Source organism: Rathayibacter sp. VKM Ac-2759 (assembly GCF_009834225.1).
GTDB lineage: Bacteria > Actinomycetota > Actinomycetes > Actinomycetales > Microbacteriaceae > Rathayibacter.
The window spans coordinates 3,588,748-3,602,659 of record NZ_CP047176.1; the positions used below are offsets into that span (position 1 = coordinate 3,588,748).

Genomic DNA, 13,912 nt, shown 5'->3' on the forward strand with positions numbered 1-13,912 from the left:
GCGGTCGTACCCCCACCCACTGGAAGGACCACCCCATGACCACCACCATCGTCCTCGTCCACGGCGCCTTCGCCGACGCCGCGAGCTGGGCCCCTGTCACGCGCGAGCTCCTCGACCGCGGCCACACCGTCGTCGTCCCGCCCGTCTACAACCGCAGCCTCGCCGAGGACGCGGCCTCCGTCCGCGCCGTCGCCGAGCACATCGAGGGCCCCGTCGTGCTGGCGGGCCACTCGTACGGCGGCGCCGTGATCACGGTCGCCGGCGAGGCCGAGAACGTCGTCGGTCTCGTGTACGTCTCGGGCTACGTCCTCGACGCCGGCGAGAGCCTCGGCCAGCTGCAGGGCGGCTTCCCGGACTCGGACCTCGCGGCGAACCTCGTCTACACGCCGTACCCGATCGCCGGCGGCGAGGACGGCACCGACGTGTCGGTCCGCGTCGAGGCGTTCCCCGAGGTGTTCGCCGCCGGAGTCGACCCGCGCGTCGCGGAGGTGCTCGCGGTCTCCCAGCGCCCGCTGTCCGGCGCCGCGTTCGGCGAGCCCGCCTCCGCCGCCGCGTGGAGGACGACGCCGGCGTGGGCGATCGTGTCCGCCGCCGACCACACCATCAACCCCGACGTGGAGCGCTTCGGCTACACCCGGGCCGGCATCACGGACGTGACCGAGCTCGACGCCCCGCACCTGGTCATGCAGACCCACCCGAAGGACGTCGCCGACGTCATCGAGCGCGCCGTCGCCGCGACCGCCTGAGCGCCCGCCCGACGAGAACCGATCGATCCGACGAGGAGACACCGTGCCCGCCAATCCGAGGAACATCGCCCTCGAGCCGGCCGCTCAGGCGTTCGCCGAGGCCACCGCGACCCCGCCGTTCCTCTTCCAGCTCTCGCCCGCCGACGGCAGGAGGGCCGTCGACGGCGTGCAGGACCAGCCGATCGACAAGCCGGAGATCGACGAGGAGTGGATCACCGTCGAGGGCGGTCCCACCGGCAGCGTCCCGGTGCGCATCGTGAGGCCGAAGGGCGCCCGCGGCGCGCTCCCCGTGGTCCTCTACACCCACGGCGCCGGCTGGGTGTTCGGCGATGCGCACACCCACGACCGCCTGGTCCGCGATCTCGCCGTCGGGACGGGGGCCGCCGTCGTCTTCCCCGAGTACGACCGCGCCCCCGAGCACCGGTACCCGGTGCAGAACGAGCAGTCCTACGCCGTCGCGCGGTGGGTCGTGCGGCACGGCGCCGAGCACGATCTCGACGGCGACCGCCTCGCCGTCGCGGGAGACTCGGTCGGCGGCAACATGGCCATCGCCGTGGCTCTGATGGGCGACGAGCGCGGCGACGTGGCGTTCCGCGCCGTCGTGCTCTTCTACCCCGTCACCGACGCCTCCTTCGACACCCCGTCGTACCTCGAGTTCGCCGAGGGCTACTTCCTCGCCCGCGAGGGCATGAAGTGGTTCTGGGACCAGTACACGACCAGCGAGGAGGACCGCGCGCAGATCACCGCGTCGCCGCTGCGCGCGACCCGTGAGCAGCTCGCCTTCTTCCCGCCCACCCTCGTGATCACCGGCGAGGCCGACGTGCTCCGCGACGAGGGCGAGGCCTTCGCGGCGTCGCTCCGCCGCGCCGGAGTGGAGGTCACCGCCGTCCGCTACGGCGGGATCATCCACGACTTCGTGATGGTCAACAGCATGCACGACACCCCGCAGGCCAGGGCCGCCGTCGCCCAGGCCGTCGCCCACCTCCGGGCCGCACTCGGCCAGTGAGCGGCGCAGGAGCGGAGTGACCGTCTCGGAGGGCTACTCCGCCCGCTGGAGCCTGACCGCGATGTACTCGCGGCCCGGCAGCTCGATCCGGAAGCGGCCCGCGTACGTCCCCGGCAGCCGCTCGACCGTCATGCCCCACGTGTCGATGACGTCGACCGTGTACGACACGTCCGGCTCGAGCAGGAAGCGGCGGTAGGTGGGGCGGTCGAAGCCGAAGTAGTAGAGGTAGTACTCGCCCTCGATGCCGGCGCGCGGGACGTCCCAGTCGAGCGGGATCGGCTCGAGGCCGTCCGCGGGGCCCTCCGCCAGCACCGACTCGAGGAACGCGATGCGTGCGGGGCTGGAGCCCCGCAGCTCCCCGCCCTTGGACCACCAGAGCACGTCGTCGGGGTGCACGTAGGTCTCGCCGTGGCCGACGTAGCCGCCGCGCAGCGCGCCCTCCCAGAAGCGGCGCACCAGCTCCTCGCCGGTGATGTTGCCCCAGCCCTGGTCGATGTCGCCCTCGTAGGCGCACTCGTCGATCACGACGGGCTTGCCCCAGCGGCGCCACTCGGTCGTCATCTCGGCGGTCTTGTAGACGTCCTGCCGCTGGATGCTGGCGTGGGTGATCCACGGGCGCGAGTAGTCGTAGAAGTCGCGGCAGTTGTGGATCGAGAGCAGGTGCCGCGAGGGGTCGTCCTCGACGACGATCGCGGCGAAGCGCTCCCAGTCCGCCTCCGTCTTCTCGAAGAGCAGGTCGTACTCGTTGGCCAGCGACCACCAGACGTTCGCGAAGGAGGCGAGCCGCGCGACGGCGTAGCGCACGTAGCGGTCGTCGGCGACGGGGTCCATCGTCGAGAAGCCCCAGCGGTCGTAGGCGTGGAAGAGGATCAGGTCGGCCTCGATCCCCAGCTCGCCCAGCTGCTCGATGCGGCGCTCGAGATGCCGCCAGAACACCGGATCCGGGCGCCGGTGGTCGAATCCCTCCTCGACCGAGCCCTCGAACGGGTAGAGCACCGGCTCGTTCTCGTTGAAGAGGTACGACTTGGGGAACACGCCCATCCGGATCTTCGTGAACGGCGCCCGGGCGAGCGTCGCGAGGGTCCGCTCCTCCAGCTCGTCGCCCTGGTGGGTCCACGCGTACGAGGTGGTGCCGAGCGGGCGGTGCCGCGTGCCGTCGGCGTGCGCGAAGTGGAAGGCGCCGGCGACGCGCACCGGCCCGTGGCGGCCCTCGCGCGGAGGCGTCACCGAGACCGCGCCCGTGATCCCGTCGAGCGAGCGGGCCGTGCTCGAGGTCGTCCAGGCGTACTCCCCCGGCGCCTCGGGCATCCAGCGGAGGCGGAACACGCCGTCGCCGTCGTAGAAGCCGGGCACGCGCACGGCGCCGCTCGGCCCGTCGACGATCGCCGAGAGGGCGACGTCGACGAACGGGTTGCCGTGCGAGGGCCCGCGCAGCTCGACCTCGAACCGCTCGTAGACCGGCACCGACGACGGCGCGAGCACCGCTGCCGAGCCGAGCTCCACCTCCGCCGGCTCGTACGACGGCGAGGGGGCCGTGAACCGCTCCTGCTCGCGGACCGGGGCGGGCTCCTCCGTGGGGATCGCGGCGATCTCGGCGAGCAGCGCCTCGCGCCCCGCCGCGTCGAGCGACTCCTCCGTGTCGACGACGAGGCCCACGGGGTAGCTGTGCAGGGTGTGCAGGATCGACGAGTGCGCGAGCCCCGGGAGGTGGCGCTCGACGATCTCGTGCCCGCGCGGGTCGCGGAGGACCTCGAACAGGCGGGTCTCGCGCGAGAAGCGCTCGGCGGTGGTGGTGTGCGGCACGGTCAGCCCTTCACGGCGCCGGCGAAGGCGCCCTCGACGAAGTAGCGCTGGAACATCAGGTAGACGATCAGCACGGGGAACACGGACATGATCGTGAAGGCGTTCAGCGGCCCGTACGAACTGGTGAACTGCGACTGGAAGCCCTGCAGCGCGAGCGGGATCGTCCACGAGTCCTGGCTCTGCAGCAGCGCCAGCGCGATCGAGTACTCGTTCCAGGTCGAGACGAAGTCGAGGATGAACAGCGCGGCGAGCGCGGGGCGGGCGAGCGGCAGGATGATCGTCAGGAACAGCCGCCAGTTGCCGGCGCCGTCGATCCGGGCGCTCTCGTCGATCTCCTCCGGGATCTGCCGGAAGAAGCCGTAGAGGATGAAGGTCTGGTACGGCAGGCCGAAGGCGATGTACGGGAGGATGATGCCCACGTTGCTGCTCAGCAGGTTGAGGCCGTTCATCACCTGGAACAGCGGCGCGATCGCGACCTGGATCGGCACCATCGCTCCGAGGGCGATGACGCCCATCAGGAGGCGCTGGCGGCGGAACCGCATCCGGGCCAGCGCGAAGGCGGCGGCGGCCGAGATGAAGAGCCCGACCGGCACCTTGATCAGCGCGATCATGAGGCTGTTGCCTCCCGCGGTGAGCAGGTTGCCGCGGTCCAGCGCCTCGACGTAGTTGCCGAAGTCGGGCGACCACGGCGGCACGAAGGCGGGGGTGCTGAAGATGTCGGCCTCGCTCTTGAGCGAGGTGAAGACCATGAAGATCAGCGGGACCGCCCAGATCAGGACGGCGAAGACGAGGCCGATCCAGAGACCGAGGCGGACGAAGTCGCGGCCGCCGACCGGGCGCCGCTGCTTCTTCGGCGGGTCGATCAGACCCGGCGAGCTCGTCGGGATGCTCGTGACGGTCATGCGTTCTTCTCCTGACGCGCGGTCCACACCATGTAGGGGACGACGATGACGAGGGTGATCACGAGCAGGACCGTGGCGATCGCGTTGCCCTGCCCGTACTCGTGGTTGTTGAAGGACTGCTGGAACGACCACAGGGCGAGCACCTGCGTCTGCTGCGCGGGGCCGCCTCCGGTCATGCCCACGATCAGGTCGAACACCTTGATCGAGTTGATGATCGTCAGCACCACCACCACGACGGTGGTCGGCCGCAGCGCCGGCAGCGTGACGTTGCGGAACACCTGCCAGGCGTTCGCTCCGTCGAGCCGCGCCGCCTCGACGTGGTCGGGCGAGACGCTCTGCAGGCCCGCGAGGAAGAGCACCATGTTGGTGCCCGCGATCTGCCAGACGAACGCGGCGAAGATCGAGTAGAGCGCCAGGTTCTTGTCGCCCAGCCACTGCACCTCGGCGAGCCAGGGCAGATTGAACAGCTGCGCGAGGTTCACGCCGACGCCGTAGTTGGGGTTGTACATCCAGCGCCACATGTTCGCGATGGCGATCGGAGCGAGGACACCCGGGATGTAGAAGAGGGAGCGGAAGGCGTTCCGCCCGAAGAGCGGCCGGTTGAGCGCGAGCGCCATCACGAGGCCGAGGCCCACCGGGATGACGAGGGACATCAGCACCCAGATCAGGGTGTTCGAGAACGCGGTCCAGAAGACCGGGTCCTGCGTGAAGATGCGGACGTAGTTCTGCAGGCCGACGAAGACCTGGGGCGCGCCCTGGAAGCCCGTCCACTCGAAGAAGCTCAGCCGCACCGACTCGAGCGACGGGCCGACCACGAAGACCAGGTAGGCGGCGAGCGCCGGGGCGAGGAACGGCAGCGCGGCGATGAAGCCGGTGCCGCCGAAGCGGGCGAGTGCTCGGCGGCGCGTCCTGCGCGGCCGGGCGGGGGCGGATGTCGTCATGTCGGACCTCTCTGGCATCGCGGGGGCGGAGGGGGCGCGTGCCCCCTCCGCCCGTCGCCGGCTACTGCTGGTCGATGAACTTCTGGAACTCGGACCCCGCCTCGGACGGGTCGAGCTCGCCGGTCGCGACGAGGTTCTGGATGCGCCAGTACTCGGTGGTCTGCGACTGCGACAGGTTCTGGTCGTTGTTCATGTAGACGCCGGTGGCCGCCTCGGTGATCGGTCCCCACAGCGCGTCGAAGGCGCTCTGGCCCTCGGGGGCGACGTCGACGTTGACCGAGCGGCTGCCGAAGGTGGCGATGAACTTCTGCTGCGCCTCGGGCGAGGTCAGGTAGTCGAGGAACTCGGCGGCCTCGTCGGGGTGCTCGGAGTTCGCCGAGATGTAGTTGTTCTCGTTGAAGCCGTAGATGCGGTCGGTGCCCGTGGGGAAGGCGAAGATGCCGACCGAGTCCTCGCTCATGCCGGCGTCGCGGATCTGCTGGTTGAACCAGTCGCCCTCGATCGCCATGGCGGCCTTGCCGCCGAAGAAGAGCGAGCTCGACTCGTCGTTGTTGATCGAGATGAAGCCGTCGTTGACGTAGTCCCCGGTCCAGGTGGCGAACTCGGTGAAGGTGTCGGTGACGCAGGACTCGTCGGCCCAGCTCGCCTCTCCGGTGACCAGGGCCTGGTAGCCGTCGGCTCCGCACTCGGTCTCGAGGAGGCTGTCGAGCAGGCGCATCACGTGCCAGTTGACCGTGCCGCCGAACTCGAACGGGGTGATCCCGGCGTCCTTCAGCTTCGCGGCGTCCTCGACCAGCTCGTCGTAGCTGGTCGGTGCGGCGTCGATGCCGGCCTGCGCGAAGAGGTCCTTGTTGTAGAAGACCGCCTCGGTGCGCTGCGTGTAGGGCACGCCGTCGAAGCCGTCGTACTGGGTGACCGTCGACATCGTGGTGTCGGAGAAGCGGTCGGCCCAGCCGTACTCGTCGTAGTACTCCTCCAGGTCGAGGCTCGCTCCGGCGTCGATGAACTCGCCGCCGAGGCCGGGGCCGGCCCACGAGAAGAAGATGTCGGGGGCGCCGCTCGTGCCGAGCGTGGTGCGCAGGGCGTCCTTGTGCGCGTCGACGGCGCGCTGCTCGACCTTGACGGTGATGTCGGGGTGGGCGGCCTCGAAGTCGCTGACGATCTCGTTGATGGTCGCGTTGGCCGAGTCGGCCGACTCCGTGAGCTTGAACCAGGTGAGCTCGGTCTTCCCTCCGGAGTCGCCGCCCGCGGAGGAGCAGCCGGCCAGGCCGGCCAGGAGGAGAGCGCCCGTGGCGAAGGCGACGGATCGGGTCAGAGCACGCATCTTCGCGTCCTTTCGCTGGCGACACCGCGGCAGCGCGACATCGACGTCGGATCCGCCGGACGCTGGTGCTCCGGCGGGGAGTGAGGGATACGTTATCGATAACACATTCGACCGGCAATGCGTCGAACCGGTTGATAGGTCACGATCAGGTAACGGCGAAGCGGCTCAGTAAGGTAGGCCGCGGACACGGGGAGGAGCGTCGATGCCGAGCACTCCCTCCCCCCGCGCGCGGCCGAGCATGGCCGATGTCGGGCGCCGTGCCGACGTCTCGGCGCAGACCGTCTCGCGCTTCTTCACCGGCGGCTACGTCGCTCCGGCCACCCGGGTGCGGATCGAGGCGGCGATCGCCGACCTCGGCTACCGGCACAACCGCGTCGCCAGGAACCTCCGGGTTCAGCGCACCGACACCGTCGGATTCCTCGCGATGGGACCGCTCAACTACGGGCACTCCGAGCTGCTCACCGGGGTGAGCCGCGCCGCCCGCGCCGAGGGGCTCTCGCTGATCACGGCGCTGCTCGAGGTCGACCCGCACGAGCCGACCGCCCGGCTCGAGATGATGCACGCCGTCGACAAGCTGCTGTCGTTCCAGGTCGACGGCATCATCGTCGGCACGCCCTACGACGGGCTGGACGAGCTCGTCGACTACATCGCCGCCTCGGTGCCGGTGGTCACGCGCTCCGAGCGGGGCGGCCCCTCCGAGGACTCGACCTACGCCGACTCCTACGGCGCCGGCTACCTCGGCACCCGCCACCTCCTCGAGCTGGGGCACCGGCGCATCCTGCACCTGGCCGGGCCGGGCGACCGCAACGAGGCCGTCGACCGCGAGCGCGGCTACCGCACCGCGCTGGCGGAGGCGGGGGTCGCGCCGCTCGAGGTGCTGCGCTGCCGCGAATGGGATGCGGAGTCGGGCGCCGCCCAGGGTCGCGCCGTGGATCCGGAGTCGTTCACCGCGGTGTCGGCCGCGAACGACCAGATCGCCCTCGGGTTCCTCCGCGCGATGGCCGAGAGGGGCCGGATCGCGCCCGATCACTACTCCATCGTCGGCGTCGACGACATGCCCGACTCCGAGTTCTACTCGCCGCCGCTGACGACCATGCACCTCGACCACCAGCTGCTCGGCGAGAAGGCCCTGCAGATGCTGGCCGCGCGGATCCGCACGGGCGAGCGCCAGGAGCGGACCGCCGTCTCGGCGCGCCTCGTGCTGCGCAGCTCGACGGCACCGCTGCGCTGAGCAGGACCGGATCAGCGGATCGTCCAGGTGGACCGCGGTCGCGTGCTGGAGGCGCGAGGCCGATCGGCCGTACGGTCGAGGGATGTCCCCAGCAGAGCAGACCGCGCCGGCCACTCGGGCGGAGACCATCACCCTCGACTCCGCCTCGGTGAAGCGGGACGGGCGGCCGTGGTTCCCCGTGATGGGCGAGTACCACTTCAGCCGTGACCGCCCGGAGCACTGGGCGCACGAGCTGCGGAAGATCCGCGCGGGCGGAGTGGACGTGGTCGCGACCTACGTGCTGTGGATGCTGCACGAGGAGATCCGCGGCGAGCGCCGCTTCGACGGGCACCTCGACCTCCGGCGTTTCGTCGAGGAGGCGCAGCGCGCGGGTCTCGCCGTCATGCTCCGGATCGGGCCCTGGGCGCACGGCGAGGCGCGCCACGGGGGCTTCCCCGACTGGCTGCAGGAGCTGCCGATCCGCCACCGCACGAACGATCCCGCGTACCTGGAGGTCGTCGAGGGCTGGTTCCGCGGCATCGCGCGGGAGCTGCGCGGGCTGTTCCGCGACGCCGATCACCCCGCGGCGCCGATCGTGGGCATCCAGGTCGACAACGAGCTCTACGACCAGCCCGAGCACCTCGCGCGCCTGCGCGACCTGGCCGAGGGCGTCGGCATGGCGGCTCCGCTCTGGGTGGCGACGGGCTGGGGAGGCGCGCAACTGCCGCTGGACCGGGTCGCCCCGGTCTACGCCGGCTACTCGGACGGCTTCTGGGAGGAGGCGGACGTGGAGTGGCCGTCCTTCGGGAGGATGCACTTCGAGTACTCGACGGTGCGCGACGACCTCTCGGTCGGCGCCGACGTCCGCGGCGACCCGGCCCCGGTGCAGCCGTCTCCGGAGGACCACCGCTACCCGTTCCTGACCTGCGAGCTGGGCGGCGGGATGACGACCGCCTACCACCGCCGCCCGCTGGTCGACGGCGAGGACATCGCCGCGCTCGCGCTCACGAAGATCGGCAGCGGCTCGGCCTGGCAGGGCTTCTACCTCTACCACGGCACCACGCAGGTCACCGGGACGGGTGGAGCGGGCACGCAGGAGTCGCACGACAGCGACTACCCCAACGACATGCCGCGGAAGGACTACGACTTCTTCGCGCCGATCGGGGCCGCCGGGACGCTGCGCCCGCACTACCACCTGCTGCGCCGCCAGCACCTCCTCCTCGAGCGCTGGGGCGCCGAGCTGACCGGCATGACGGCGACGGTGGGCGACTCCTCGGCGACCGGGGTCCGCTGGGCGACGCGGGCGGACGCGGAGGGCGGCTACGTCTTCGTCACGAACCGCCAGCCGGCCGCCGCGCCGCTCCCCCGGGTCGAGGGCGTGCAGCTGCCCGTCGCCGTCGGCGGCACCGAGACCCTCCTGCCCGCCGAGCCGACGGCGATCCCGGCGGGCGCCTTCTTCGCCTGGCCCGTGCGCCGGCCGTTCGGCTCGCTCCGCTCCGTCTCGGCGACCGCGCAGCCGGTCACCGAGATCAGCGACGACTCCGCGACCGTCGTGGTCCTCGCCGCCACCGACGGGATCCCCGTCGAGCTCGAGTTCGAGACGACGGCTGCGGTCGACGGCGCCTCGCTGGTGGGAGACCGCTGGCGCCCCGACCGCGCGCCCGGGAGGGACTGCGTCGTCACCGTCGGCGACACCCGGTTCGTGATCCTCGATGACACCACCGCTTCGCGGCTCTGGCGGGTCGACGTCGCCGGCGAGCCGGTGCTCGTGCTGTTCGACGGGGGCGTGACGGTCGACGAGGACGGGATCGTGCTCGAGCGCTGGAGCGACTCCGCCGAGGTTTCGCTCCTGCGCGCGCCGGCTCTCGCGTTCGAGCGCATCGAGCTCCCCGCGCACGAGCCGCTCCGCGAGCTGCCGGTGAGCGTCGTGCGCGCCGAGTCGTCCGCCGCGCCCGTCCGCCGCGGCGGCTCGATGGACCGTCTCTCGGCGCCGCGCGACGCCGACTTCGAGGACGCGGCGGTCGTCGAGATCCGGGTCCCGACACTCGAGCCGGACGCGGCGACGGTGCTCGTCCTCGAGTGGAGCGGCGACGTCGCGCGCCTCGAGATCGACGGCGTGCTCGTCGCCGACCAGTTCTGGTCGGGCCGATCGTGGGAGATCGACCTGGCGCCCTGGCGCGAGGCGCTCGCCGACTCGCCGGTGCGGGTGCGGATCCTGCCGTGGCCCGAGGACTCCGCCGTCTTCATCGACGCCCGCGTCCGCGACCGGCGCGTCCCCGGCCGCGCGACCGTCGACTCCGCGAGCCTCCTCACTGCCCCCCGCCACTGCCTCGGGGCGCCTCCCCGAGCGTGAGCCTGGCAGGCTGGTCGGCATGAGCGCCGACGAGCTGCTGCGGCGGCTGCCCAAGACCGAGCTGCACTGCCACTTCGCGTCGACGATGTCGGCGGCGCACCTGATCGCGGCGGCCGAGTCGTACGGCGTGCCGCTCGCCTCCACCGACCCGGCGACGCTCTTCGACTTCGACGATCTGCAGGAGTTCCTGGTCGCCTTCCGCGCGGCGCACCGCGTGCTGCGGACGCCGGCCGACCTGGCGACGGTCGCCTACGACGGCGTGCGCGCGGCCGCCGCGCAGGGCCTGCGCTACCGCGAGTACGCGGTCAACCCGCAGTACTTCGCCGACCACGCCTTCCTGGGGTGGGGCGGGCTCGGCTACGCGGAGCTGCTCGATCCGATCCTCGACGGGCTGCGCGCGGCGGAGACCGACCTGGGCGTCGGCTTCGGGATCGTCGTCGCCGTCAACCGTCGCGACTCCGCGGCGAGCGCCGTCGACCTCGTCGAGCAGATCCGCGCGCACCCGCGCGACGAGGTGCTCGCGCTCGGCATGGACGACCTGACGCCCGAGGGCGCCGAGGATCCCGCGCGCTTCGCGGAGGCGTTCGCGCTCGCCCGCCGCTCGGGCCTGAAGCTGACGGCGCACGTCGGCGAGACCGACCACTCGGAGCCCGACGCGGTGCGGATCGCGCTCGACGAGCTGCGGGTCGACCGCATCGACCACGGCTACCGCATCCTCGACGACCCCGACCTCGTCGCGCGCGCCCGCGACTCCGGGATCGGCTTCACCACCACCCCGATCTCGACCACGATCTGCTCGGGCTGGACCCTCGACCCCTCGCACCGGATCGCCGCGATGGTGCGCGCGGGCCTGCGGGTGACGGTGTCGACCGACGACGCGGTGTTCTTCCGCACCGACCTCGAGCGCGAGTACCGCGAGGCGCTCCCCGCGCTCGGGCTGAGCGTCGACGACGCGTGCACGATCGCGCTGAACGGGGTGGAGGCGGCGTTCTGCGCGCCCGAGCAGAAGGCGCGGCTGCGCGCGGAGTTCACCGCGGCGATCGCGGAGCTGCGGTCAGCGGAGAACGAGCCGCACAGGTAAGGCCGAGATCGGCGAATACTCGAGGATCGGGCAGGATCGGCCGTTCAGCCTTACCTGTGCGGCTGCTCCGCCGCCGACAGCCGCGACTCGAGCGCCTCGAGGTCCGCGCGGACGACCGGCGCCTCCAGCGCGTCGCGCTCGCCCGCCGCGTAGGCGTCCGCGAACGCGCCGATCTGGCGCCGCAGCTCCTCGCGCCCGGCACCGGTCGCGACCGGCTCGAGGCGCTGCGCCATCCGGATCCCGGCGCGCACCACGAGCGGCTGATCCATGGCGTAGGCGCGCAGCGCGAGGTAGACCTCGGCGAGCAGAGCCTCGAACCGCGGCCACTCGCACACGACGCGCACCGTCCCGTCGCCGTCGCGGTAGCGGGTCCGCCGCCCGGGGCCGGTGCAGAGCCCGACCAGCGCTCCCGTCAGCGCGTCGATCGCGCTCACCGCGGTGTACGGATCGTTCGTGCCGGTCGCGAGTCCGCGCACGCCGATCTCGATCACCTGCTGCACCGCGTAGCGCAGATCCTGGTGCGGGGCGCGGGCATCGGCGATCACGACCGCCGCGAGCGACGCCTCGCTCGTCTCGGCCGACGACCGCCCGATCTCGAGCACCGGATCGCCCTCGAGCACGTGATCGCCGGGAACCGCCAGCACCCGCACCACCGCATCGTGCTGCTCGGCGAGGGCGACGAGGCGCTCGATCTCGATCCGCTCGACGTAGCCGCCGCGGGCGGCGGCGAGCACCGCGTCGCCCGCGGGCACGTGCTCGTCCTGCCCTCCCTCGTCGGCGTGCAGCTCGTCGATGACCGACTCGAGCTCGTCCAGCACCCGCTTCTGCAGCGTGGTCACCTGCACCGACAGGGCGATGTGGTGGATGAAGTAGACGAGGACCGCCACGTCGCCGACCGCGAGCAGCACCGCGAAGCCGACCGCGACGACCGGCACGAAGGCGAGCGACGAGTCGTCCTCGGTGTGCACCGAGCGCAGCACGATCAGCGAGTAGAGGAAGGTCGAGGTCAGCACCGCGAGGACGACCTGATTGCCGCGATCGGCCATGAAGTTGCGGACGAGGCGCGGTCCGTAGGCGGAGGAGGTGGTCGCCAGCACCGAGATGGTGATCGAGAACGAGGTGGCCGCGACGCCCAGCATCGTGCCGCCGATCGCCGAGAGGATCGCCCGGCCGCCGGTGGCGGAGAGGTCCTCGACCAGCGGGATGTCGCCGACACCCGCGCGGATCAGCACGCGGTCCAGCTCGATCAGGCCGAACGCCAGCGCGACGGCGATGACCCCGAAGAGCGCGGGCAGGAACCAGAACGATTCGCGGGCGTGGAGGATCCGGGAGCGCATCCTCGAAGGCTAGGCGGGCCCGGGAGCCGGCGCACCCGGTTGCGGAGGCGCCAGTCGCGCCAGCAGATCGGCGTGCCCGCGGCGGCGCACCGCGTCGACCCCCGCGTCGTCCTCGATCGAGATGAGCAGGATCTCGAGGCCGCGCCAGAACGCGACGACCTCGCGCGCGACGACCGGCACCTCCTCCTCCGCGACTCCCGACTCGGCGAGCGCGCGGCGCAGCTCGGGCTGCAGGAACTCGTCGAACCGCGCCCGCATGGCCCGCCACTCCTCGGCCTGCTCGAACGCCGCGAGCCCGAAGACCTGGAAGAACAGGCGGAGGAACGGGCGGTTGGCGGAGGAGGCCAGCGCCTCCCACGAGCGGTCCAGCCGCTCGGCCAGCGGTCGCCCGGGCACCAGCAGCTCGTCGGCGGCGCGCTGCATGTCCGGGAACCGCCGGGCCGCGACGATCAGCGCCTCCGACAGCAGGGCGGCGCGCGAGCCGAAGTAGTAGAGGAGCATCCGGTTGTTCGACTCGGCCGCCCGGGCGAGGCCGCGGAGCGAGACGGTCGCGACGCCGTGCTCGAGGATGTGGTCGACGATGCTCTCGAGCAGCTGCGTGCGCCTCGTCGGTGTGCTGATCATGTGGGCCCCTCCCCCGCGGGCACCGGTCAGCGTAGCGCTCAGCTCGCGTCCCGGAGCTCCCGGAAGCCCGAGCGGTGGTAGACCAGCGGCTCGACGGCGGGGTCGACCTCGAGTGCGTGCACGCGGAGGAGGACGACGCGGTGGTCGCCCGCGGGCGTCTCGGCGTGCACCGAGCACTCGAAGCGGAGCGACGATCCGCCGAGGAGGACCGCTCCGCCCTCGCGCTCCTCGCGGGCGAGCCCCTCGAAGCGGCGGTGCCGCACGCGGGAGGCGAGGCGGTGGGTGGCCGAGGCCTGCTCCGCCGCCAGCATCGAGATCCCGAGGCGCGGCGAGGTGCGCAGCAGCGGCCACGTGGTCGACGCCTCCCGGACCGCGAACATCACCAGCGGCGGGTCGAACGAGGCGCCGACGCTCAGGGAGGTGGCGACGAGCCCCTCGGGGGCGCCGTCGACCATCGCGGCGACGGCGGCGACGGCCGAGGGGACGTGCGCGAGGGCGTCCTCGATGCGGGTGAGAGCGAGCGTGGCCACGGGTGCCCTTTCATTCGGGAGAGGAAGGAGAGGGAGGCGGGTGCGCCCTTTTCTC

The 13,912-nt window shown here is 71.9% G+C and carries 12 protein-coding genes; 5 read left to right on the top strand and 7 right to left on the bottom strand.

Annotated features, from left to right (window positions below; genetic code table 11):
- The first annotated feature begins 35 nt into the window (after positions 1 to 35).
- A complete protein-coding gene (locus GSU68_RS16780) occupies positions 36 to 746 on the top strand; it encodes an alpha/beta hydrolase family protein (RefSeq protein WP_159909787.1) in 711 nt (236 codons plus the stop codon).
- A gap of 43 nt (positions 747 to 789) precedes the next feature.
- The gene (locus tag GSU68_RS16785; protein WP_159909788.1) at positions 790 to 1,752 is read left to right on the top strand and encodes an alpha/beta hydrolase; all 963 of its coding nucleotides are present in this window, start codon (positions 790 to 792) and stop codon (positions 1,750 to 1,752) included.
- Positions 1,753 to 1,785: 33 nt separating this feature from the next.
- Here the strand turns inward: GSU68_RS16785 and GSU68_RS16790 are convergent, their stop codons facing one another.
- The 4 genes from GSU68_RS16790 to GSU68_RS16805 all read right to left on the bottom strand — a co-directional run bounded on the left by GSU68_RS16790 (position 1,786) and on the right by GSU68_RS16805 (position 6,722).
- A complete protein-coding gene (locus tag GSU68_RS16790) occupies positions 1,786 to 3,555 on the bottom strand; it encodes a DUF5605 domain-containing protein (protein ID WP_244259320.1) in 1,770 nt (589 codons plus the stop codon).
- 2 nt (positions 3,556 to 3,557) lie between these two features.
- A complete protein-coding gene (locus GSU68_RS16795) occupies positions 3,558 to 4,457 on the bottom strand; it encodes a carbohydrate ABC transporter permease (protein WP_159909789.1) in 900 nt (299 codons plus the stop codon).
- A complete protein-coding gene (locus GSU68_RS16800; RefSeq protein WP_159909790.1) occupies positions 4,454 to 5,398 on the bottom strand; it encodes a sugar ABC transporter permease in 945 nt (314 codons plus the stop codon). Before GSU68_RS16800 ends, GSU68_RS16795 begins: the two co-directional genes overlap by 4 nt.
- A gap of 61 nt (positions 5,399 to 5,459) precedes the next feature.
- Entirely contained in the window at positions 5,460 to 6,722 is a 1,263-nt protein-coding gene (locus tag GSU68_RS16805; RefSeq protein ID WP_159909791.1) for an extracellular solute-binding protein, read from the bottom strand.
- A gap of 202 nt (positions 6,723 to 6,924) precedes the next feature.
- On the opposite strand from GSU68_RS16805, the gene GSU68_RS16810 reads away from it, so the two are divergent.
- The 3 genes from GSU68_RS16810 to add all read left to right on the top strand — a co-directional run bounded on the left by GSU68_RS16810 (position 6,925) and on the right by add (position 11,366).
- Positions 6,925 to 7,953: a LacI family DNA-binding transcriptional regulator gene (locus GSU68_RS16810; RefSeq protein WP_159909792.1), complete on the top strand. Its 1,029-nt coding sequence runs from the start codon at positions 6,925 to 6,927 to the stop codon at positions 7,951 to 7,953.
- Positions 7,954 to 8,035: 82 nt separating this feature from the next.
- Positions 8,036 to 10,285 (top strand): beta-galactosidase, encoded by a 2,250-nt coding sequence (locus GSU68_RS16815; protein ID WP_159909793.1) that lies wholly within the window; start codon positions 8,036 to 8,038, stop codon positions 10,283 to 10,285.
- Between the two features lie 19 nt (positions 10,286 to 10,304).
- Positions 10,305 to 11,366 (top strand): adenosine deaminase, encoded by a 1,062-nt coding sequence (gene add, locus GSU68_RS16820; RefSeq protein WP_159909794.1) that lies wholly within the window; start codon positions 10,305 to 10,307, stop codon positions 11,364 to 11,366.
- A gap of 50 nt (positions 11,367 to 11,416) precedes the next feature.
- Here add and GSU68_RS16825 read toward each other — a convergent pair whose 3' ends face one another.
- From GSU68_RS16825 to GSU68_RS16835, 3 genes are read right to left on the bottom strand one after another with little or no spacing between them, the layout of a single operon-like run.
- A complete protein-coding gene (locus GSU68_RS16825) occupies positions 11,417 to 12,703 on the bottom strand; it encodes a DUF2254 domain-containing protein (RefSeq protein ID WP_159909795.1) in 1,287 nt (428 codons plus the stop codon).
- Between the two features lie 9 nt (positions 12,704 to 12,712).
- Positions 12,713 to 13,327 carry a TetR/AcrR family transcriptional regulator gene (locus GSU68_RS16830; protein WP_159909796.1) on the bottom strand — a complete coding sequence of 205 codons (615 nt, stop codon included), beginning with the start codon at positions 13,325 to 13,327 and terminating at the stop codon, positions 12,713 to 12,715.
- A gap of 38 nt (positions 13,328 to 13,365) precedes the next feature.
- Positions 13,366 to 13,857, bottom strand: coding sequence for a flavin reductase family protein (locus tag GSU68_RS16835; protein WP_244259321.1), 492 nt, complete (start codon positions 13,855 to 13,857; stop codon positions 13,366 to 13,368).
- Between the last annotated feature and the right edge of the window lie 55 nt (positions 13,858 to 13,912).

Coding starts and splice junctions, on each gene's coding strand:
- GSU68_RS16780 (WP_159909787.1), top strand. CDS start 36: ATGACCACCACCATCGTCCTCGTCCACGGCGCCTTCGCCGACGCCGCG.
- GSU68_RS16795 (WP_159909789.1), bottom strand. CDS start 4,457: ATGACCGTCACGAGCATCCCGACGAGCTCGCCGGGTCTGATCGACCCG.
- GSU68_RS16800 (WP_159909790.1), bottom strand. CDS start 5,398: ATGACGACATCCGCCCCCGCCCGGCCGCGCAGGACGCGCCGCCGAGCA.
- GSU68_RS16805 (WP_159909791.1), bottom strand. CDS start 6,722: ATGCGTGCTCTGACCCGATCCGTCGCCTTCGCCACGGGCGCTCTCCTC.
- GSU68_RS16810 (WP_159909792.1), top strand. CDS start 6,925: ATGCCGAGCACTCCCTCCCCCCGCGCGCGGCCGAGCATGGCCGATGTC.
- GSU68_RS16815 (WP_159909793.1), top strand. CDS start 8,036: ATGTCCCCAGCAGAGCAGACCGCGCCGGCCACTCGGGCGGAGACCATC.
- add (WP_159909794.1), top strand. CDS start 10,305: ATGAGCGCCGACGAGCTGCTGCGGCGGCTGCCCAAGACCGAGCTGCAC.
- GSU68_RS16825 (WP_159909795.1), bottom strand. CDS start 12,703: ATGCGCTCCCGGATCCTCCACGCCCGCGAATCGTTCTGGTTCCTGCCC.
- GSU68_RS16830 (WP_159909796.1), bottom strand. CDS start 13,327: ATGATCAGCACACCGACGAGGCGCACGCAGCTGCTCGAGAGCATCGTC.